The organism is Escherichia sp. KTE52 (assembly GCF_000408325.1).
Taxonomy (GTDB): Bacteria; Pseudomonadota; Gammaproteobacteria; order Enterobacterales; family Enterobacteriaceae; genus Escherichia; species Escherichia marmotae.
This window is the reverse complement of sequence record NZ_KE138677.1, coordinates 144,618-166,635: the sequence shown is the minus strand read 5'-3', so window position 1 is coordinate 166,635 and position 22,018 is coordinate 144,618. Positions and strand designations below refer to the sequence as shown.

Genomic DNA, 22,018 nt, shown 5'->3' with positions numbered 1-22,018 from the left:
ACCCTGAGGAGAATCAGGGTATCGCAACCCTGTCATTAAGGAGGAGCTATGTCGTCAACCCTACGAGAAGCCACTAAGGACACGTTGCAGGCTAAAGATAAAACCTACCACTACTACAGTCTGCCGCTTGCTGCCAAATCACTGGGCGATATTACCCGTCTGCCTAAGTCACTCAAAGTTTTGCTCGAAAACCTGCTGCGCTGGCAGGATGGCAACTCTGTTACCGAAGAAGATATACATGCGCTGGCAGGATGGCTGAAAAATGCCCATGCTGACCGTGAAATCGCTTACCGTCCGGCAAGAGTGCTGATGCAAGACTTTACCGGCGTGCCTGCTGTCGTTGACCTTGCGGCGATGCGTGAAGCGGTAAAACGTCTCGGCGGCGATACCGCGAAGGTGAACCCGCTCTCACCCGTCGATCTGGTGATTGACCACTCGGTGACCGTCGATCGGTTTGGTGATGATGAGGCCTTCGAGGAAAACGTGCGCCTGGAAATGGAGCGCAATCACGAACGTTATGTATTCCTGAAATGGGGACAGCAGGCGTTCAGTCGTTTTAGGGTGGTGCCGCCAGGCACTGGGATTTGCCATCAGGTTAACCTCGAGTATCTCGGTAAAGCGGTGTGGAGCGAATTGCAGGGCGGTGAGTGGATTGCTTACCCGGATACGCTTGTCGGCACCGACTCGCACACCACGATGATCAACGGTCTTGGCGTGTTGGGGTGGGGTGTTGGTGGGATCGAAGCGGAAGCAGCAATGTTAGGTCAGCCGGTTTCCATGCTTATCCCGGATGTTGTGGGCTTTAAACTCAGCGGAAAATTACGTGAAGGTATCACCGCCACAGACCTGGTTCTTACCGTCACTCAGATGCTGCGTAAACATGGCGTAGTGGGTAAATTCGTCGAATTTTACGGCGATGGACTGGATTCGCTGCCGCTGGCAGATCGCGCGACAATTGCCAACATGTCACCGGAGTACGGCGCGACCTGTGGCTTCTTCCCAATAGATTCGGTTACCCTCGATTACATGCGTTTAAGTGGACGCAGTGAAGATCAGGTCGAACTGGTCGAAAAATACGCCAAAGCGCAAGGAATGTGGCGTAACCCGGGCGATGAACCGATTTTTACCAGTACATTAGAACTGGATATGAATGACGTTGAAGCCAGTCTTGCCGGACCAAAACGGCCGCAGGATCGCGTTGCGCTGGCAGATGTACCAAAAGCTTTTGCCGCCAGTAACGAACTGGAAGTGAATGCCACGCATAAAGATCGCCAGCCCGTCGATTATGTTATGAACGGGCATCAGTATCAGTTGCCTGATGGCGCAGTGGTTATTGCCGCAATAACATCGTGTACCAACACGTCTAACCCCAGCGTGTTGATGGCTGCCGGGTTGCTGGCGAAAAAAGCCGTAACTCTGGGGCTGAAACGACAACCGTGGGTTAAAGCGTCGCTGGCTCCCGGCTCGAAAGTGGTTTCTGACTATCTGGCAAAAGCCAAACTGACACCGTATCTCGATGAACTTGGCTTTAATCTTGTAGGCTATGGCTGTACAACCTGTATCGGTAACTCTGGCCCATTACCCGATCCTATCGAAACGGCGATCAAAAAAGGTGATTTAACCGTTGGAGCGGTGCTGTCTGGTAACCGTAACTTTGAAGGGCGTATTCATCCACTGGTTAAAACCAACTGGCTGGCCTCGCCGCCGCTGGTTGTTGCTTATGCGCTGGCGGGCAATATGAACATCAACCTCGCTTCCGATCCACTTGGACATGATCGCAAAGGCGATCCGGTATATCTGAAAGATCTCTGGCCATCAGCACAAGAAATTGCTCGCGCGGTTGAGCAAGTCTCAACAGAAATGTTCCGTAAAGAATATGCGGAAGTTTTTGAAGGTACGGCGGAGTGGAAAGAGATTAACGTTGCGCGATCAGATACCTACGGATGGCAGGATGATTCGACCTATATTCGGTTATCGCCTTTCTTTGATGAGATGCAGGTAACACCAGCGCCAGTGGAAGACATTCACGGTGCGCGAATCCTGGCAATGTTGGGGGATTCGGTTACCACTGACCATATTTCTCCGGCAGGCAGTATTAAGCCCGACAGCCCGGCAGGGCGATATTTGCAGGGTCGTGGCGTTGAGCGTAAAGACTTTAACTCCTACGGTTCGCGGCGTGGTAACCATGAAGTGATGATGCGCGGCGCGTTTGCCAATATTCGCATTCGTAACGAAATGGTGCCTGGCGTTGAAGGAGGGATGACGCGCCATTTGCCTGCCAGCGAGGTTGTCTCTATTTACGATGCAGCGATGCGCTATAAGCAGGAGAAAACACCGCTGGCGGTGATTGCCGGGAAAGAGTATGGATCTGGTTCCAGCCGTGACTGGGCAGCAAAAGGTCCGCGTCTGCTCGGTATTCGTGTGGTTATTGCCGAATCGTTTGAACGTATTCACCGTTCGAATCTAATTGGTATGGGTATTCTGCCGCTGGAGTTCCCTCCAGGCGTGACGCGTAAAACGTTAGGGCTGAGCGGGGAAGAAAAGATTGATATTACCGATCTACAAAGTCTACAACCGGGCGCGACGGTTCCGGTGACGCTAACGCGAGCGGAGGGGAGTCAGGAAGTTGTGCCGTGCCGTTGTCGTATCGACACCGCGACGGAATTAACCTATTACCAGAACGACGGTATTTTGCATTATGTCATTCGTAATATGTTGAAGTAACTGTGCTTTACTTGCCGGATGAGGGGCATCCGGCAAGCAGGCCGAATTTGCATTAAACGAGGATTATTTGTTCAGCAAATGGCCCATTTTTTCCGCTTTGGTATCGAGATAATGCTCGTTATTTGGGTTACGACCGACAATCAACGGCACGCGTTCAACAATGTTAATCCCTGCTTCGGTCAGAATTTCGACTTTTTTCGGGTTGTTGGTTAACAGACGGACTTCGTTGACACCAAGTAACTTGAACATATCGGCGCAAAGAGTGAAATCGCGTTCATCAGCGGCGAAGCCTAACTGGTGATTAGCCTCTACGGTATCGTAGCCTTGATCCTGCAACGCGTAAGCGCGAATTTTATTCAGCAGACCAATGTTACGTCCTTCCTGACGGTGATACAGCAAAATACCACGGCCTTCTTCGGCTATTTGTGTCAGTGCCGCTTCAAGCTGGAAGCCACAATCGCAGCGCAAGCTGAACAGGGCGTCACCGGTCAGACATTCGGAATGGACGCGCGCAAGTACCGGGGTATGCCCGGAAATATCGCCATAGACTAGCGCGACATGATCGTGTCCGGTTGCCAGTTCTTCAAATCCCACCATCAGGAAATCGCCCCAGGGGGTTGGCAGTTTAGCTTCTGCCACACGTTTAAGCTGCATGAAATTCTCCAGATAATGCTGGTTCTGTATCGGCTTATTTTGCCATAACGCGAAGGTGTTCACCTAATCACGACGCGTCAATCGTTCACTGAATGGCACAAATCTGTCAATTTTTCCAGGTCAGAGCATTTTCAGTTATGATTGTGAGACTTATAAGGAAGGAGAGACCATGCGTTCGATTGCCAGACGTACCGCAGTTGGAGCAGCACTATTACTTATCATGCCGGTAGCGGTATGGATTTCTGGCTGGCGTTGGCAACCTGGAGATCAAAGTTGGCTGTTAAAAGCGGCCTTTTGGGTCACTGAAACCGTCACTCAGCCCTGGGGCGTCATTACGCATCTTATTTTATTCGGCTGGTTTCTCTGGTGTCTGCGTTTTCGCCTCAAAGCCGCAGTTATGTTATTTGCTATTCTGGCAGCGGCAATTCTTGTCGGACAGGGAGTTAAATCCTGGATCAAAGGTAAAGTTCAGGAGCCACGCCCTTTTGTTATCTGGCTGGAAAAAACACATCATATTCCGGTTGATGAGTTCTACACTTTAAAGCGAGCAGAGCGCGGTAATTTAGTGAAAGAACAGTTGGCTGAAGAAAAAAATATCCCGCAATATTTACGTTCTCATTGGCAGAAAGAGACGGGGTTTGCCTTTCCTTCCGGCCACACGATGTTTGCCGCCAGTTGGGCCTTGCTCGCCGTTGGGCTGTTGTGGCCACGTAGGCGAACTTTAACCATTGCGCTCTTGCTGGTCTGGGCAACGGGAGTAATGGGAAGCCGCTTGCTGCTGGGGATGCATTGGCCGCGCGATCTGGTGGTGGCTACGTTGATTTCGTGGGCGCTGGTGGCGGTGGCAACCTGGCTCGCGCAACGTATTTGTGGGCCATTAACACCACCGCCGGAAGAAAATCGTGAGATAGCGCAGCGAGAACAAGAAAGTTAAAACTGGTTGAATTTCCGAATTTAACCCTCAAATCATCAACAATGATTGTGGCTACCATTTCGCAGACGTCGTGAAAATGGTACTTTAAAGGGCTATTGCGGTAAGTTGACCATAATTTATTCGCTCTAACCACATAACGGGAAGTAATGTGAAATATTTACTCATTTTCTTACTGGTGTTAGCGATTTTTGTGATTTCTGTCACGTTAGGTGCGCAGAATGATCAGCAGGTAACGTTTAATTATCTGTTAGCGCAAGGGGAGTATCGTATCTCTACTTTGCTGGCGGTATTGTTTGCTGCGGGGTTTGCTATCGGTTGGTTGATTTGCGGCCTGTTCTGGCTGCGAATTCGTGTTTCTCTGGCACGCGCTGAACGTAAAATAAAGCGACTGGAAAACCAGCTTTCACCTGCGACTGGCGTGGCGGTAGCGCCTGATTCGTCAGTAGCGAAGGAATAACTTTCTATGCTGGAGTTGTTGTTTCTGCTCTTGCCTGTAGCCGCTGCCTATGGCTGGTATATGGGCCGCAGAAGTGCGCAACAAAACAAGCAAGATGAAGCCAACCGCCTGTCACGTGATTACGTAGCAGGGGTTAACTTCCTGCTTAGTAATCAACAGGACAAAGCGGTGGATCTGTTCCTCGATATGCTGAAAGAGGATACAGGCACCGTTGAAGCCCACCTTACGCTCGGAAACTTATTCCGTTCGCGTGGCGAAGTCGATCGCGCTATTCGTATTCATCAAACCTTAATGGAAAGTGCCTCGTTGACCTATGAGCAGCGTCTGCTGGCAATTCAGCAACTGGGGCGTGATTACATGGCGGCGGGTTTATACGATCGCGCGGAAGATATGTTTAATCAACTGACTGATGAAACCGACTTCCGAGTTGGCGCATTGCAACAACTGTTGCAAATCTATCAGTCCACCAGTGAATGGCAGAAAGCAATTGATGTTGCAGAACGCCTGGTGAAGCTTGGTAAAGATAAACAGCGAGTCGAAATCGCCCATTTCTACTGTGAATTAGCCCTTCAGCACATGGCCAGTGACGATCTCGATCGCGCTATGGCCTTGTTGAAAAAAGGGGCGGCAGCCGACAAAAACAGTGCCCGCGTGTCCATTATGATGGGACGTGTTTTCATGGCAAAAGGGGAGTACGCAAAAGCGGTCGAGAGCCTGCAACGCGTCATCTCCCAGGACAGAGAGCTGGTCAGCGAAACGCTGGAAATGCTGCAAACCTGCTATCAGCAACTGGATAAAACTGCCGAATGGGCAGAGTTTCTCCAGCGTGCGGTGGAGGAGAATACGGGGGCAGATGCTGAACTGATGCTTGCCGACATCATTGAAGCGCGCGATGGCAGCGAAGCCGCACAGGTCTATATTACGCGCCAGCTACAACGCCATCCGACGATGCGCGTGTTCCACAAGTTGATGGATTACCACCTTAACGAAGCGGAAGAAGGGCGCGCCAAAGAGAGCCTGATGGTGTTGCGTGACATGGTGGGCGAGAAGGTGCGTAGTAAGCCGCGTTACCGCTGCCAGAAGTGTGGTTTTACTGCATACACGCTTTACTGGCATTGTCCGTCCTGCCGTGCCTGGTCAACCATTAAACCGATTCGTGGCCTGGATGGACTGTAATTTATAAAAAAAACTATCTTTAGTTACAACATACTAAGGGTTATTTTTACAAATAGCTTCGGTAACGCCTGAGCAGAAAAAGACTGGCAGGGGGAAAATCGTAACTGTTAATTTTTTATTTCCACGGGTAGAATGCACGCCGTTTACCTGTTTTGCGCCACTTCCGGTGCCCATCATCAAGAAGGTCTGGTCATGACGTTAACTGCTTCATCTCCTTCCCGCGCTGTTACTCATTCTCCTGTTGTTGTTGCCCTTGATTATAATAATCGTGACGCTGCGCTGGCGTTTGTCGACAAGATCGACCCACGCGATTGCCGTCTGAAAGTAGGCAAAGAGATGTTTACCCTGTTTGGGCCGCAGTTTGTTCGTGAACTGCAACAACGTGGTTTTGATATCTTCCTCGATCTGAAATTCCACGATATTCCCAATACCGCAGCGCACGCCGTGGCAGCGGCGGCTGACTTAGGCGTGTGGATGGTAAACGTTCATGCCTCTGGCGGCGCACGTATGATGACCGCAGCACGTGAGGCGTTGGTTCCGTTTGGCAAAGATGCGCCGCTATTAATCGCTGTGACTGTACTCACTAGTATGGAAGCCAGCGATCTGGCCGATCTTGGTGTGACACTGTCACCGGCAGATTATGCAGAGCGTCTGGCGGCGCTGACGCAAAAATGCGGCCTTGACGGTGTTGTGTGTTCAGCCCAGGAAGCTGTGCGGTTTAAACAAGCATTTGGTCAGGATTTCAAACTGGTGACGCCGGGTATTCGCCCGCAGGGGAGCGACGCTGGCGATCAGCGCCGCATCATGACCCCGGAACAGGCGCTGGCGGCAGGCGTTGATTATATGGTGATTGGTCGCCCGGTAACGCAATCGGCGGCCCCGGCGCAAACGCTGAAAGCGATCAACACCTCGTTACAACGGAGTGCATGATGAGTGATTCTAACAGCCGTCTGGTCTACTCAACGGAAACTGGACGTATTGATGAACCCAAAGCGACCCCTGTACGACCAAAAGGCGACGGAGTGGTGCGCATCCAACGGCAAACCAGTGGGCGTAAAGGTAAGGGCGTATGCCTGATTACCGGCGTCGATCTCGATGATGCCGAACTGACAAGGCTGGCGGCTGAACTGAAGAAAAAATGCGGCTGCGGCGGGGCAGTAAAAGATGGAATTATCGAAATCCAGGGGGATAAGCGTGATTTATTAAAATCACTGCTTGAAGCGAAAGGGATGAAGGTAAAACTCGCAGGCGGTTAACAAAAAAAGCCACGGAAATATTTTCGTGGCTTTCGTTTATTTCACTGTGTGTATTATTCAGTTATTTCGTACTGAACCGAGTCAAGCGTATTATAATAGCGAGTTGCTAATCGACATTTATTTACGATTATTTACCGACCTGGTGACCGATAATACCACCAACTGCTGCACCACCTAATGTACCCAGCGTGCTGCCATCAGTCAGTACTGCACCGCCTAAAGCCCCTGCACCTGCACCGATTGCGGTGTTTCGGTCCCGTTTAGACCAGTTAGAACAGGCACTTAGAGACATTGCCAGTGTAATTGCCAGAACAGCCGCGGTCATTTTTTTGCTCGTTACAAACATAATACTCTCTCCTGAATTTATGATTCACGGAAGTAAGCTCTCTATAACTATAATAGTTCAGAATAGGCCATGTAAAATTATTCCGTGAAATCCTCTCGCGCGCAGGGTTATATCACGCAGGTGATAGTGACTTCCTGTTATATCGCTGATAATAAGTTTATAACGTTAGGGTGTTAATAACAGGTAAATAGTCTTAATTATCAACCAGGAATCATCTTAGTGCGGATGATTTGCGTTAGAGCAAATCATCCGTAAGGAAGGAAAGTGATTATATGTCAACGACGTGAACGATTAATTTACTGTGTTCCAAAGACATCAGATCGCTGGCGCTAATCTTTGAATCGGTTATAACGCGTTTGATTCTCTCAACAGGGCCGATGGGGTAAGAATGTACGGCACCAAACTTTGAACTGTCAGTCAGGACAATGGTTTCGCACTCTTTTTCCAGTACAGCATTGACCACATCGGTACGCATCATGTCGCGACCTGTAAACCCGGTTTCAGGTTGCCAGCCATCGATACCAATAAATGCCTTACTGAAATGCACCTGTTGGATACACTGACGTGTCAGAGGACCAACCATACTTTCGCTTTTTTTCTGGTACACACCGCCAAGTAAAATGACTTCACAAGGGGCGTCTTTCAATAAATGCGCTATATAGCTGCTGACCGTAATGATGGTGACATTTTTCTTTTGCTCACCCAATGTGCGGGCCAGAAGGGCATTACTGCTGCCATTCTCGATAAAGATGGTTTCTCCCGCTTGAACCAGTGAGGCGGCAAACTCAGCGAGTTCACGTTTCAGCGTATAATTATTCATCATACGGGTTTCGACATCATCGCTATCAAGCGAAACAGCAAAACCATGTGCACGGCGTAGATAGCTAAGTTTTTCGAGGGTGTTGAGATCCTGGCGGATAGTAACTTCGGAAACTCCAGTGGCTTTCGCCAGATCGGTTACGCTAACCTGACCCTGGTCAATGACCATCTGTAGAATAGTTTGTTGTCGGGAATTCATCGCTGTAATTCTTATAACGTTATAATACTCAATAAAAAATGCTGACGCGCCGGGCATCCTTAAATAGGGAAAACTGAAAGCACGATTGTTAAATCTCCCATGGTGCCTTCGGGATGTCTGGCGTAGATGCAGCAACCTGGCGCAAGAGTTCTGCTTTAAGTATCTCAAGATTATGGATCGCAGAGTGGTAATCGCCTGCCACAAGGATATCTAACACAATATCAATACGTTCGGCAACGCGCTGGGCATCAAATTCAGACATCAAGGGTATCCTTAAGGCAAAAAAGGTGAAAATAAATAATGCAAAAATTGCCGCTAAAAGAGAAGTGCTTAACGGCAAAGGTTAATTATCATTCACGAATACGATATGTAATGGAATTATATACCGTTAAATATATATATTCGTCTCTTTATGCGCGTTTCAGATAACGTTTATACCAGCGTTCAAACGCTACGGCGGGCATCGGTTTGGCAAACAAGAATCCTTGTCTCTCATTGATGCCGTTTTTGGTTAAAAAAGCATCTTCTTTTGCGCTTTCTACGCCTTCGGCAATAACCTGCAGGTTCAAGGCCTGAGCTACGGCGACAATTGCCCGTACCAGCGACTGTGAGACAGGTTGTTTGTGAATATCACGGACAAAAACCTGGTCGAGTTTAATGGCATCGATAGGAAATCGTGCCAGTTGAGAAAGGGAAGAGTAGCCAGTGCCGAAATCATCCAGGTGAACCTGTGCGCCTAATTGACTGAATTGCTGAATAACGGAAAGCGCCAGCTCGTCGTTTTCAATCAGGCAGCTTTCAGTCAGCTCGACATCAATAGGGCAATACTCAAATTTAAGTTCCTGGAGTACCTGTTTCAGGTCAGTGAAAATAGTTTGATCAGCGAGTTGGCGTGCTGAGACATTGACTGCCACCCGAAGATTGATGCCTTTATCTCGCCATTTTGCCACCTGGCGAACGACGTCAAGAATAACCCAACGACCCAGAGGCACAATCAGACCGGACTCTTCCGCATAGGAAATAAAGTCCAGTGGGGGAATTAGTCCGCGTTCGGGCGACTGCCAGCGCACCAGAGCTTCCAGACTGCGCACTTCACCGCGCCAGGTGATTTTCGGTTGATAGTGAATAACTAACTGATCGTTTTCCAGTGCTTTACGCAGGTTGGTATCCAACCACAGATATTCAAATACCCGTTGATTCATTTCTGGTGAAAAAACGCAAAATTGCCCTCGACCGCCTTCTTTGGCACTGTACATTGCCGTATCGGCGTGGCGAATAATTGCCGCACTGTCTGGGCCATGTTGCGGTGAAAGTGAAATACCGATCGAACAGCCAGTATAAACTTCGATTAAACCAATGCGAAAAGGCTGACGCAGGCGGGTCAAAATCCGCGATGCCATTGCTTCCAGGGCACTTTGTGAGGTGTTTGGTGCGAGTACCAGAAATTCATCGCCGCCAGAGCGCGCCAGTACCTGATCCGGCTCAAGACAGCTTAAAATGGCCAGTGAAACCTCGCGTAACAACTGGTCGCCAAACAAATGCCCGTAGGCATCGTTCACTTTTTTAAAATTGTCTAAATCGAGATAAACCACGCCGACTTTACTTTCATCCACCTGATTAATGGCGTGATCGATTAATTCCTGCATAGCGTTACGATTCGGCAGCCCTGTAATGCTGTCGGTGTTAGCCAGAATTCGCAAGCGCTCCTGGGCGTGGCGTTCTTCGGTGATATCGGTACCGGAGCAGATTAAATAGATCTCATTTTTGCCGCTGCCGCTATGCACGAATTTGTTGCGAAACAGAAACAGCCGCTGGCCTTTACGCGTGGGTATCCAGATTTCTACCTCATATGCATTGCCGTTTCGAAAAAATCCACGGTTATTGCGCATGGATGCCGCAGCTTCACGACGACTCATAAACAGTTTAAACACACTTTGCCCGATGACATCGTGTTCTTTCAGCCCCGTGTACTCTTCACATAACCGGTTAAAACGCTGGATATTTCCCCGACTGTCCAGAATCACTATTGCAGAGTGGGCTTCAGAAACCACTTGTTCTGCAAAGGACAGTCCGTGTGATAAATCACGAGCTACCGCCGGTGTGTCATGCCATGCTGACGCGTTTCCACCCCATTCACGCTTATTGATTTTTCGTCCCACCAGATGAACAGAAAGATCACTCTCATCGACTGTCAGGCTCATCATCAGGCTGGAGGTGATAACCGTCATTTCCCGGATACGAGCAGCCTGTTCGGCAGATAACTGCAGAGTACGTTCAGGTTCCGTTGTTTCGGTGGCGGAAAAACGCAAAACATCACTGTTTTCCGACAACCGCCAGTATGGGTTGTGCGATCCGAGAAAGTTGTACAACGTTGTGGACTCCCTAATGGTTTTCATGATGCATACCCTCCGGTTAACAGCGGAGTCCCGCAGTTAAATGAACGGTTCATATGGCTTACATGAAATTAATGGCGGTTAAACGTATTGTTTTTTTTATATATTTATTTGTAATCCAGTTTTGGGAAAACGCCAGTTTTCAAACGGATGTCATTAAAAAAAATCTGCTGAGATAAACGAATGTGGGGGAAGGGAAAAGCAAACGGCCCATCCGTAATGAATGGGCCGTAAAAAGAGATTACGCGACAGGGCGCGCAATAATGCTGCGGGTTTCCATGCGTACTTCGGCAATGGTGACGTCGATAACGTCGGTTACTTTGTAAACTGTTTCACCTTTAATTTGTACGGTGCCGTTTTCCTGACTGCAAACCAGCTCATCGCGCACGGCGTGTAAGAACGGTGCAGGGATAAAGGCGATAGCGCCGTTATCGACCAGACGCACACGCATACCGCCCCGGCTGATATCGACGATTTCTGCCGCAAAACGGGTGTCAGTGCCCGCTTTGTCTTTCAGGAAACGCGCGTACAACCAGTCCCCGACATCACGTTCTGCCATCCGGTTGAGACGACGACGCTCTGCCATTTGGGTGGTGATCTCATCCTGCGGACGCGTCGCCGTTTCGCCTTTGATGATCGCTTTCAGCAAACGATGGTTGATCATGTCGCCATACTTGCGAATTGGTGAAGTCCAGGTGGCATACGCTTCCAGACCGAGGCCAAAGTGAGGACCCGGTTCGGTGCTGATTTCCGCAAAAGACTGAAAACGGCGAATGCGGCTGTCGAGGAAGCCAGTCGGTTGCGCATCCAGCTCACGACGCAGTTTGCAGAAACCGTCCAGTGTGAGCACTTCTTCGGCATCAACATGCAGGCCATGCGTTTTCAGCAATGCTGCCAGCGCCTCGGCATTTGCCGGATCAAAGCCCATATGCACGTTATAGATACCGAAACCGAGCTTATTGCGCAGCACGCGGGCCGCACAAATGTTAGCGGCGATCATCGCTTCTTCGACAATACGGTTAGCAATACGGCGTGGTTCAGCGACGATATCCAACACTTCACCTTTTTCACCGAGAATAAAACGGTAATCCGGGCGATCTTTAAACACCAACGCATGGTTATTACGCCATTCGCCGCGACGCTGGCAAATTTGCGCTAACAGGCGGATTTGTCCGGCAATCGCATCACTTTCTGGCTGCCAGTCGCCGGTGTTTTCCAGCCAGTCGGAAACCTGGTCATAAACCAGTTTGGCTTTGGATTCGATGGTAGCGGCAAAAAATTCGATGTTGTCTTCAATGGTGCCATCAGCAGACAACGTCATCCGACATGCCAGTACCGGGCGCACTTCATTGGCACGCAGTGAGCAGAGATCGTCAGAAAGCTCGCGCGGCAGCATCGGGATGTTGAAGCCCGGCAGATAGTTGGTGAATGCGCGAATTTTCGCTGCTTTGTCCAGCTTGCTGCCTTCGGCAATCCACGCGGTTGGATCGGCAATTGCGACAATTAACTGCAGTTTGTCATCCGGTAACGCCTTCGCGAAGAGGGCATCATCCATATCTTCCGTGCTGGCACTGTCGATGGTGACAAAGTCCAGCGCGGTGAGATCTTCACGAACCAAACCCTCATCGAGCATTTCGGTGGCGATGCCATCTGGTGCTTCTTTTTCCAGGTTATGGCGCGCCAGGGTTACCCACCAGGGCACGAAGTGGTCATCACCAAAAGTGATGTATTGAGTCAGGTCGGCATAGAAAGAACGATCGCCTTTCAGCGGATGGCGGCACATTTCGGCAACCGCCCAGTCGCCTTCTTTAAACTCATGATTCAGCCCGCGGGCAGCGCGGCAAGGAATAGCGTCTTTTAAGAGTGGATGATCAGGCACGATGGCCAGACGGTCATTCTTGCCCTGAACTTTACCCACGAAACGAGTCAGAAACGGTTCAACCAGTTCTTCTGGCTCTGCGGATTCACGATCTTTTTCACTGTGGATCACCGCGATAATTCGGTCGCCATGCATGACTTTTTTCATCTGCGGCGGCGGAATGAAATAACTTTTCTGTGCGTCGACTTCCAGGAAGCCAAAGCCTTTTTCAGTGGCTTTTACCACCCCTTCAGCGCGGGGCGTCTGGGAGTGCAGTTGCTGTTTAAGCTGCGCTAGCAGCGGGTTGTCCTGAAACATAATTGTCTATTTTGGTGGCCATTAGAGCGGCTGACAGTTTTACGCGATTCTGCCTGACGCAGCAAGGTTAATGTGTCTCACCCAACGCGATTTTTAAGCGATTTATCCAACCACAAAACCCGCTCCATACCAGCAGATTGATAACCTGCGCTGATGATGTTTCATGTTCGAGTAACGGGCTAAACTGGGCGGCGCTAAAGCGATCGGGTGCTCGTGTCAGCCATTGTATCGCCTGAACCGTGGCACGCTCAACAAAATGGCAGTCAGCCCACTGGTTTATTTCGTTTTCGCCCTGACGCAGAATGGATATTGCTTCTTTATATTCAAATGTTGAATGTATGAGAGAGGTGAAACAGGCAGCACTGCCGTTAATTCGTGCGCTGAGTAAAGCAGCAAGTTGATGGCTGGATTTTGTTGTTACCAACGGGCTGGATAACAACGCCACAAAGAGTGAAAACGAGGCAGGATGCAGATTCAGGATTGCTGCCAGTTGGCGAAGTTCAGAGCCTGGCAACAGGAGAGCATTCGTCTCTTGCTCTCCAGAGAATTTTTCCCCTTCGTAGCAGGCACGCCAGCCGGTTGATACTTCAGCAAAAAATGAGCTGTCAGCGTAGCTTTGCACGTCCAGACCGGGTAACCAGCGTACAGGTTGTCCAAGATAAGCCTGAAAAGTCGCAATTGCTCGCGCCTGAAAACCAACAAAACCAATAATTTGATTAATAATTACACAGTCCCAGGTGGTAAGCCCGACATCGTGAAGATGCTGGCGCGATCGGTTGTCGATAATCGATGGAGAGCCGGCCAGTTGACGGGCATATTGCGTGATTTGTGCCAGACGATGATTACTATCCCTGGAGGAGTCTGGTCCGGGAAGCGGTGTCAGACGCGCGGAATAGTAGTTGCATAAACGCTGGACGCCGCAGACCTGAGCAACGGTCAGAGCGGTCGACAGGCGTTCATAGGCGGTGAATGTCTGTAAACGGGTCACCGCAAGCTGATTGGGAAATAGCTCTACAGCAAGAGTACGCGCCGGGAGCAGCCACGAATGAAAGGGATCAAGTGTTTCTTCGTCAAGGATCACGTCGAGCAGAAAAGGATCGGTAACCTGTGCAGCTTCCGGAACCAGAGGCAGAACGTCATGTTCTGCAGTGCTGGATTGCGTTTCGTGATACCAGTGGCTTTTGCCTGAACTGTGGCGTTGTTCCATGGGCGTTCCTTGGTCATAACGGAAATCGTTATCCTGACGCAAGGCGGAGAGGGGAGAAAGACGGATCGGTGATAACAAATATCAGAAAGGTATAACAGAGAAATGGGCGGCGCAACGCCGCCCATCATTACCCACAGAACGATTATTTCAGTTCCAGCTCGTTCATTGCAGCGATGCTGAAACCGCCGTCAACGTGAACCACTTCACCGGAGATACCGGCAGAGAGATCGGAACACAGGAACGCTGCGGAGTTACCCACATCCTCAATGGTAACCGTACGACGAATCGGAGTAACCGCTTCGCAGTGTGCCAGCATTTTACGGAAGTCTTTGATGCCAGAAGCGGCCAGAGTGCGGATCGGGCCAGCAGAGATGGCGTTAACACGCACACCTTCCGGACCCATCGCGTTAGCCATATAGCGCACGTTCGCTTCCAGAGACGCTTTCGCCAGACCCATAACGTTGTAGTTCGGGATAGCGCGCTCAGCGCCCAGATAGGAAAGAGTCAGCAGGGCAGAACCCGGATTCAGCATAGAACGGCAAGCTTTTGCCATTGCAACGAAGCTGTAAGAGCTGATGTCGTGGGCAATTTTGAAGCCTTCACGAGTCACGGCGTTAACATAGTCGCCATCCAGCTGATCGCCAGGTGCAAAACCAATAGAGTGTACGAAACCGTCAAATTTCGGCCAGACTTTACCCAGTTCTGCGAACATGGTGTCGATGCTGGCATCTTCGGCAACATCGCACTGCAGAACGATGCTGGAACCTAATTGAGCGGCAAATTCTTCTACGCGGCCTTTCAGTTTATCGTTCTGGTAGGTGAATGCCAGTTCAGCTCCTTCGCGGTGCATCGCCTGAGCGATACCGTAGGCGATGGACAGTTTACTGGCAACACCGGTTACCAGAATGCGCTTACCGGAAAGAAAACCCATAGCTTTAATCCTTATTGTTGATGCTTGTTGTGCCTGAAAATCAGGCGATTCGTCGTTTTAGTAAACAGTACGAACAGATAAACGGTTATTATAATCAACCTGGCTGTGGGTGGCTATAGTTGCGCTTTCTGTACGGGGGAGAAGCTACAGTACAGAACATTTTGTTCTATCTGATCCTGACATCTTCAGGGGCAGGTTATGGGAATATCTCATAGAATCTGGCGACAACACGTCGCTGCCTTTCTCTGATGAACTGACATCAACGTAATATTTCAACCATCTTCACAGAATCTCCACAATCTCTTCATTATCAGAATATGCATCATGAATAAGATAAAAATACTTTCCATTACTTTGGAGAAACGTATAATTAGCCAAAATGAGAATGATCATTCTCACTAAGTGGAAGGCCAGGAGACAGAAATGACGAGCAAGCTGGAGATACGTCACAAACAGCGCCAGGATGAAATCATCAACGCCGCCCGTCGGTGTTTTCATCGCTGCGGTTTTCATGCCGCCAGTATGTCGCAAATTGCCAGCGAAGCTCAGCTTAGCGTCGGGCAGATCTACCGTTACTTCGCCAATAAAGACGCCATTATTGAAGAGATGGTTCGCCGTATCATCGACTTTCGTATTGCTCAGATGGACATTGACGCGCGTACCGATCGCTTCCCGGAAGTCCTTGCCTTGCGGAAATCCTTAAATGAAGACGACGACGCGTTGATGCTGGAAGTGGCCGCAGAAGCAACACGCAACCCGCGGGTGATGGCAATGCTCGAGGAAGCTGACGCCAGAATGTTCGCTAACGGTTGTGCGCATATGAAAAGAATGCATCCCCATCTTAGCGATGAGCACATTCGTTGTTGCGTTGAGGTGCTCGCCACTATGATGGAAGGTACGGTTTATCGTCGTTTAACACCGCAAAAAAGCGATCCACAACGTCTGCAGGAAATATATCAGGATATTATTAGTATGTTGATAAATAAATAAGAACAGAATTAACCGATAGCGGGGGATATTAATCCCCCTTATTTCATTGCGAAATTTATTTCGCGATGCGGGTTCGTTATATCTGAATATCCCTGACATATCCTCATTAATTTTAATGAGGAGGGTATTGTTCACCCTGGAGAAAATAATGAAGTATATAGCAACGTCTGTAGTGGCAATGCTGCTCTTATCTGGTTGTGATAATACGCAAAATAACAATTCATCCCCGTCGGAAACAGAAGTGGGCGTTGTTACGCTCAAATCTCAACCGGTTTCTGTAGTCAGTGAATTAACCGGGCGCACCAGTGCGGCACTCAGTGCTGAAGTACGTCCGCAGGTTGGGGGAATTATCCAGAAACGCTTGTTTAAGGAAGGTGATCTGGTTAAGGCCGGACAGCCGCTCTACCAGATTGATTCGGCCAGTTATCGGGCGGCATGGAATGAAGCCCGTGCTGCGTTGCAACAGGCGCAGGCACTGGTAAAAGCCGATTGCCAGAAAGCGCAGCGTTATGCCCGACTGGTGAAAGATAGCGGCGTGTCACAACAGGATGCTGATGATGCTCAGTCTACCTGTGCACAAGATAAAGCCAGTGTAGAAGCGAAAAAAGCTGCACTGGAAACCGCGCGAATTAATCTTGACTGGACCACGGTCACCGCGCCGATTTCCGGGCGCATAGGCATTTCGTCGGTGACGCCTGGCGCACTGGTAACCGCGTTGCAGGATACGGCGTTAACGACTATTCGTGGTCTGGAAACGATGTATGTTGATCTCACTCGCTCCAGTGTCGATTTACTGCGTCTGCGCAAACAGTCGCTGGCAACCAACAGCGATACCATGAGCGTCTCACTTATCCTGGAAGATGGTACAACGTATAGCGAAAAAGGTCGGCTGGAACTCACCGAAGTGGCCGTTGATGAATCTACCGGTTCGGTAACATTACGGGCGATTTTCCCTAATCCACAGCAGCAGTTGTTACCGGGTATGTTTGTTCGCGCTCGTGTCGATGAAGGCGTGATGGAAAACGCTATTCTCGCGCCGCAACAAGGTGTTACGCGTGATGCTAAAGGTAATGCTACCGCGCTGGTGGTGAATAAAGACAATAAAGTAGAGCAGCGCACGCTCGAAACGGGAGAAACCTACGGTGATAAATGGCTGGTGTTGAACGGCCTGCACAACGGTGACCGACTGATTGTCGAAGGTTCCGCCAAAGTAACTTCAGGGCAGACCGTCAAGGCCGTTGAGGTTCAGGCTAATGGAGGCAATGCCTGATGTTTTCGCGTTTTTTTGTTCGCAGACCCGTCTTTGCCTGGGTTATCGCCATTTTGATTATGTTGGCGGGGATTCTGGCCATTCGCACATTACCCGTCGCGCAATATCCTGATGTTGCGCCGCCGACCATCAGAATTTCAGCTACTTATACCGGTGCTTCTGCCGAAACGCTGGAAAACAGCGTAACTCAGGTTATCGAACAACAACTTACCGGGCTGGATAATTTGCTCTACTTCAGTTCCACCAGTAGTTCGGATGGCTCAGTCAGTATTAATGTGACGTTTGAACAAGGCACTGACCCTGATACCGCGCAGGTGCAGGTACAAAATAAAATACAGCAGGCAGAGTCACGTTTACCGAGCGAAGTACAGCAAACCGGTGTCACGGTGGAGAAATCACAAAGCAACTTTTTGCTGATTGCTGCCGTATATGACACTACCGACAAAGCGACCAGTTCCGATATTGCTGACTGGCTGGTGAGTAATCTTCAGGACCCGCTGGCGCGTGTTGAAGGCGTAGGGAGTCTGCAAGTTTTTGGGGCTGAATATGCGATGCGCATCTGGCTTGATCCAGCCAAACTGGCCTCATACTCGCTGATGCCATCCGATGTACAAAGTGCAATTGAAGCGCAAAACGTGCAAGTTACTGCCGGGAAAATCGGTGCTTTACCGTCATCGAACACGCAACAATTGACGGCAACAGTTCGTGCTCAGTCACGCTTGCAAACCGTTGAGCAATTTAAAAATATCATTGTTAAAAGCCAGTCAGACGGCGCGGTTGTTCGCATCAAGGATGTGGCTCGCGTTGAGATGGGTAGCGAAGATTATAACGCCATCAGTAAGTTGAACGGTCATCCGGCCGCAGGGGTAGCCGTGATGCTCTCACCGGGAGCGAATGCGTTAAATACGGCGACGCTGGTAAAGGATAAAATCGCAGAATTTCAGCGCAACATGCCACAGGGATACGACATCGCTTACCCAAAAGACAGCACTGAATTTATTAAAATCTCCGTAGAGGACGTAATTCAGACGCTGTTTGAAGCCATCGTACTGGTGGTTTGTGTGATGTATTTATTCCTGCAAAACCTGCGCGCTACGCTGATCCCAGCGTTAGCCGTGCCGGTCGTCTTGCTGGGGACGTTTGGCGTTCTTGCGTTGTTTGGCTATTCGATTAATACCCTGACGTTATTTGCAATGGTACTGGCGATCGGTCTGTTGGTGGACGATGCCATTGTGGTGGTGGAGAACGTCGAACGTATTATGCGTGACGAAGGACTGCCTGCGCGTGAAGCAACGGAAAAATCAATGGGCGAAATTTCTGGCGCTCTGGTTGCTATTGCTCTGGTACTGTCTGCCGTATTTCTGCCAATGGCGTTCTTTGGGGGATCTACGGGGGTAATTTATCGTCAGTTTTCGATAACCATTATTTCCGCCATGCTGCTTTCCGTGGTGGTCGCATTAACGCTGACTCCTGCGCTTTGTGGTTCTGTCCTCCATCATGTTCCACCGCATAAAAAAGGTTTTTTCGGCGCATTCAACCGCTTTTACCGTCGTACTGAAGAAAAGTACCAGCATGGCGTCCTTTATGTTTTGCGTCGTGCGGTGCGGGCTATGGGTGTCTATGTCGTGCTGGGCGGTGGAATGGCTCTGATGATGTGGAAACTGCCGGGCAGTTTCTTACCCACTGAAGACCAGGGCGAAATCATGGTGCAGTACACGCTGCCAGCCGGAGCGACCGCAGCTCGTACAGCAGAAGTAAACCGCCAGATTGTTGACTGGTTCCTGGTAAACGAAAAAGCAAACACTGATGTCATTTTTACCGTTGATGGTTTTAGTTTTAGTGGTAGCGGGCAGAACACCGGGATGGCGTTTGTCTCGTTGAAAAACTGGTCACAACGTAAGGGTGCAGAAAATACCGCCCAGGCCATTGCCTTACGGGCAACCAAAGAGTTGGGGGCAATTCGTGATGCTACGGTATTTGCCATGACTCCACCTGCGGTTGATGGTCTGGGGCATAGCAATGGTTTTACGTTTGAATTAATGGCAAGTGGTGCTACTGACCGTGAAACCTTACTTCAAATGCGTAACAAGTTGATTGAACAGGCTAATCAAAGCCCTGAGCTGATTTCTGTACGTGCCAATGACCTGCCGCAAATGCCGCAATTGCAGGTAGATATTGATAACAATAAAGCTGTATCGCTGGGTTTGAGTTTAAGTGATGTCACCGATACGCTGGCCAGCGCGTGGGGCGGTACTTATGTGAATGACTTTATTGACCGTGGCCGTGTGAAAAAAGTCTACATTCAGGGCGACAGTGAGTTTCGTTCTGCGCCGTCAGACTTAGGGAAATGGTTTGTGCGTGGTAGCGATAACGCCATGACGCCATTCTCTGCTTTTGCTACTACGCGCTGGATCTATGGCCCGGAAAAACTGGTGCGTTACAACGGCTCCGCGGCTTATGAAATTCAGGGGGAAAACGCGAGTGGTTTTAGTTCTGGCGACGCGATGGCAAAAATGGAAGCTCTGGCAAACAACCTTCCGGCAGGGACAACCTGGGCCTGGAGTGGCTTGTCATTGCAGGAGAAACTGGCCAGCGGTCAGGCACTGAGTCTGTATGCGGTCTCTATTCTGGTGGTTTTCCTCTGCCTTGCAGCACTGTACGAAAGTTGGTCAGTTCCGTTCTCGGTCATTCTGGTGATCCCGCTGGGGCTGCTCGGTGCGGCGCTGGCGGCCTGGATGCGTGATTTAAACAACGACGTTTACTTCCAGGTGGCGCTATTAACCACTATCGGTTTGTCGTCGAAAAACGCCATTCTGATTGTGGAATTTGCCGAAGCGGCGGTTGCTGAGGGCTATTCCCTGAGTCGTGCGGCATTACGCGCGGCGCAGACCCGTTTACGTCCAATCATCATGACCTCGCTGGCGTTTATTGCAGGGGTTATGCCGCTGGCGATGGCGACCGGTGCAGGTGCGAACAGCCGCATCGCCATTGGTACGGGCATTATTGGCGGTACGCTGACCGCTACATTACTGGCCATCTTCTTCGTTCCTCTGTTTTTTGTGCTGGTTAAACGTTTGTTTGCCGGTAAACCGCGCCGTCAGGAGTAAGTTATGTTGCGTCGTTCTCTAATTTTTCTGGTGCTGTTGAGTGCGGGATGTGTCTCGCTCGATCCCCACTACAGCACGCCCGAATCCCCAATCCCGGCGAGCTTGCCGGGAGCACAGGGGCAGGGGAAGGCAATCAGCCATGACTGGCAACAGGTGATCCACGATCCCCGATTGCAGCAAGTGGTGACCATTGCACTGAACAGTAACCGCGATGTGCAAAAAGCGATTGCTGATATTGACTCAGCGCGGGCGCTCTATGGGCAAACTAATGCGTCGTTATTCCCGACGGTGAATGCAACCTTAAGTTCGACCCGCAGTCGTTCGCTGGCGAATGGCACGGGGACCACTGCTGAGGCTGACGGTACGGTGTCCAGTTTTACGTTAGATCTGTTTGGTCGTAATCAGAGTTTGTCACGGGCAGCGCGAGAAACCTGGCTTGCCAGTGAATTTACAGCCCAGAACACCCGTTTAACGCTGATTGCCGAAATCAGCACCGCCTGGCTGACCCTGGCGGCCGATAACAGCAACCTGGCTCTGGCAAAAGAAACGATGGCCAGCGCAGAGAACTCATTGAAAATTATCCAGCGCCAGCAGCAGGTTGGCACGGCGGCAGCGACAGATGTCAGCGAGGCGATGAGTATCTATCAGCAGGCGCGCGCCAGCGTTGCCAGCTATCAGACGCAAGTGATGCAGGATAAAAATGCCCTGAACTTACTGGCGGGTACAACACTTACGGAAAATCTGCTACCGGGAACACTGGAAAGCCTGCCGGAGCAGATGATAAGCCTGGTTCCTGCGGGAGTGTCATCTGACGTTTTGCTGCGTCGCCCGGATATCCAGGAAGCGGAACATAATCTGAAGAGCGCCAATGCTGATATTGGTGCCGCGCGGGCTAACTTTTTCCCGACGATTTCGCTGACTGCAAGTGCTGGCGTCGGCAGCGACGCATTATCGTCGCTGTTCAGCCACGGAATGCAGGTCTGGTCATTTGCGCCCTCGGTAACATTACCGCTGTTCACCGGCGGTAGTAATCTGGCGCAGCTTCGTTACGCAGAAGCACAAAAGCGCGGGCTTATTGCCACCTATGAGAAAACCGTTCAGAGCGCTTTCAAAGATGTTGCTGACGCGCTGGCTCGTAGAGCAACAGTTGAAGAACAACTGGATGCACAGCGTCAGTATGTTAAAGCTGAACAACAAACGGTCGATATTGGCCTGCGCCGCTATCAGGCCGGTGTCGGTGATTACCTGACCGTGTTGACGGCACAACGCACTTTGTGGAGCGCACAGCAGGCGTTACTGGCATTGCAACTGACTGATTTCACAAACCGGGTAACACTCTGGCAGTCGCTGGGCGGCGGCATGTCATCACTTAAGTAAGG

The 22,018-nt window shown here is 50.3% G+C and carries 20 protein-coding genes; 12 read left to right on the top strand and 8 right to left on the bottom strand.

Annotated elements, in window-relative coordinates; all coding sequences use genetic code 11:
- Positions 1–48: 48 nt before the first annotated feature.
- The gene (gene acnA / locus A1SC_RS16270) at positions 49–2,724 is read left to right on the top strand and encodes an aconitate hydratase AcnA (protein ID WP_016262052.1); all 2,676 of its coding nucleotides are present in this window, start codon (positions 49–51) and stop codon (positions 2,722–2,724) included.
- Between the two features lie 63 nt (positions 2,725–2,787).
- Here the strand turns inward: acnA and ribA are convergent, their stop codons facing one another.
- Positions 2,788–3,378 (bottom strand): GTP cyclohydrolase II, encoded by a 591-nt coding sequence (ribA, locus tag A1SC_RS16275; protein ID WP_001176295.1) that lies wholly within the window; start codon positions 3,376–3,378, stop codon positions 2,788–2,790.
- Positions 3,379–3,547: 169 nt separating this feature from the next.
- Between ribA and pgpB the strand changes: the two genes are divergently transcribed.
- The 5 genes from pgpB (at position 3,548) to yciH (ending at position 7,201) form a co-directional block, all read left to right on the top strand.
- On the top strand, positions 3,548–4,312 hold the full coding sequence (pgpB, locus tag A1SC_RS16280; RefSeq protein WP_016262051.1) for a phosphatidylglycerophosphatase B: 765 nt from the start codon (positions 3,548–3,550) through the stop codon (positions 4,310–4,312).
- Between the two features lie 148 nt (positions 4,313–4,460).
- Complete coding sequence (gene lapA, locus A1SC_RS16285; protein ID WP_000876278.1) at positions 4,461–4,769, top strand: lipopolysaccharide assembly protein LapA; 309 nt, start codon at positions 4,461–4,463, stop codon at positions 4,767–4,769.
- A gap of 6 nt (positions 4,770–4,775) precedes the next feature.
- A complete protein-coding gene (lapB, locus tag A1SC_RS16290; protein WP_000891363.1) occupies positions 4,776–5,945 on the top strand; it encodes a lipopolysaccharide assembly protein LapB in 1,170 nt (389 codons plus the stop codon).
- Positions 5,946–6,137: 192 nt separating this feature from the next.
- Positions 6,138–6,875, top strand: coding sequence for an orotidine-5'-phosphate decarboxylase (gene pyrF / locus A1SC_RS16295; protein ID WP_000176253.1), 738 nt, complete (start codon positions 6,138–6,140; stop codon positions 6,873–6,875).
- Complete coding sequence (gene yciH / locus A1SC_RS16300; RefSeq protein WP_016248752.1) at positions 6,875–7,201, top strand: stress response translation initiation inhibitor YciH; 327 nt, start codon at positions 6,875–6,877, stop codon at positions 7,199–7,201. Before pyrF ends, yciH begins: the two co-directional genes overlap by 1 nt.
- Before the next feature lie 127 nt (positions 7,202–7,328).
- Here the strand turns inward: yciH and osmB are convergent, their stop codons facing one another.
- From osmB to yciZ, 3 genes are all read right to left on the bottom strand, one after another.
- Positions 7,329–7,547 carry an osmotically-inducible lipoprotein OsmB gene (gene osmB, locus A1SC_RS16305; protein WP_000498252.1) on the bottom strand — a complete coding sequence of 73 codons (219 nt, stop codon included), beginning with the start codon at positions 7,545–7,547 and terminating at the stop codon, positions 7,329–7,331.
- 268 nt (positions 7,548–7,815) lie between these two features.
- On the bottom strand, positions 7,816–8,565 hold the full coding sequence (locus A1SC_RS16310) for a DNA-binding transcriptional regulator YciT (protein ID WP_016248751.1): 750 nt from the start codon (positions 8,563–8,565) through the stop codon (positions 7,816–7,818).
- An 88-nt stretch (positions 8,566–8,653) separates the two neighbouring features.
- Positions 8,654–8,827, bottom strand: a complete 174-nt coding sequence (gene yciZ / locus A1SC_RS16315; RefSeq protein ID WP_001288366.1) for a YciZ family protein — start codon at positions 8,825–8,827, stop codon at positions 8,654–8,656.
- A 38-nt stretch (positions 8,828–8,865) separates the two neighbouring features.
- On the opposite strand from yciZ, the gene A1SC_RS25620 reads away from it, so the two are divergent.
- On the top strand, positions 8,866–8,994 hold the full coding sequence (locus A1SC_RS25620; RefSeq protein WP_214678595.1) for a hypothetical protein: 129 nt from the start codon (positions 8,866–8,868) through the stop codon (positions 8,992–8,994).
- Here A1SC_RS25620 and pdeR read toward each other — a convergent pair.
- Entirely contained in the window at positions 8,976–10,961 is a 1,986-nt protein-coding gene (gene pdeR, locus A1SC_RS16320; protein ID WP_000849463.1) for a cyclic di-GMP phosphodiesterase, read from the bottom strand. The two genes, A1SC_RS25620 and pdeR, sit on opposite strands and share 19 nt — an antisense overlap.
- 53 nt (positions 10,962–11,014) lie before the next feature.
- Here pdeR and A1SC_RS0121425 point away from each other — a divergent pair, with 53 nt between their 5' ends.
- Positions 11,015–11,137, top strand: a complete 123-nt coding sequence (locus A1SC_RS0121425) for a hypothetical protein (protein WP_000323866.1) — start codon at positions 11,015–11,017, stop codon at positions 11,135–11,137.
- Positions 11,138–11,199: 62 nt separating this feature from the next.
- On the opposite strand, the gene rnb is transcribed toward A1SC_RS0121425, so the two are convergent.
- The 3 genes from rnb to fabI all read right to left on the bottom strand — a co-directional run bounded on the left by rnb (position 11,200) and on the right by fabI (position 15,272).
- Entirely contained in the window at positions 11,200–13,134 is a 1,935-nt protein-coding gene (gene rnb, locus A1SC_RS16325) for an exoribonuclease II (protein WP_016262050.1), read from the bottom strand.
- Between the two features lie 67 nt (positions 13,135–13,201).
- Positions 13,202–14,341, bottom strand: a complete 1,140-nt coding sequence (locus A1SC_RS16330; protein ID WP_016262049.1) for a CMD domain-containing protein — start codon at positions 14,339–14,341, stop codon at positions 13,202–13,204.
- A gap of 142 nt (positions 14,342–14,483) precedes the next feature.
- Positions 14,484–15,272: an enoyl-ACP reductase FabI gene (gene fabI, locus A1SC_RS16335; protein WP_000506507.1), complete on the bottom strand. Its 789-nt coding sequence runs from the start codon at positions 15,270–15,272 to the stop codon at positions 14,484–14,486.
- A 423-nt stretch (positions 15,273–15,695) separates the two neighbouring features.
- Between fabI and A1SC_RS16340 the strand changes: the two genes are divergently transcribed.
- The 4 genes from A1SC_RS16340 to A1SC_RS16355 all read left to right on the top strand — a co-directional run bounded on the left by A1SC_RS16340 (position 15,696) and on the right by A1SC_RS16355 (position 22,016).
- Complete coding sequence (locus A1SC_RS16340) at positions 15,696–16,262, top strand: TetR/AcrR family transcriptional regulator (protein ID WP_000202112.1); 567 nt, start codon at positions 15,696–15,698, stop codon at positions 16,260–16,262.
- A 148-nt stretch (positions 16,263–16,410) separates the two neighbouring features.
- Complete coding sequence (locus A1SC_RS16345) at positions 16,411–17,532, top strand: efflux RND transporter periplasmic adaptor subunit (protein WP_016262048.1); 1,122 nt, start codon at positions 16,411–16,413, stop codon at positions 17,530–17,532.
- On the top strand, positions 17,532–20,639 hold the full coding sequence (locus A1SC_RS16350) for an efflux RND transporter permease subunit (protein ID WP_000492824.1): 3,108 nt from the start codon (positions 17,532–17,534) through the stop codon (positions 20,637–20,639). The genes A1SC_RS16345 and A1SC_RS16350 overlap by 1 nt, the downstream gene beginning before the upstream one ends.
- A 3-nt stretch (positions 20,640–20,642) precedes the next feature.
- Entirely contained in the window at positions 20,643–22,016 is a 1,374-nt protein-coding gene (locus A1SC_RS16355) for an efflux transporter outer membrane subunit (protein ID WP_000946209.1), read from the top strand.
- The last annotated feature ends 2 nt before the right edge of the window (positions 22,017–22,018 follow it).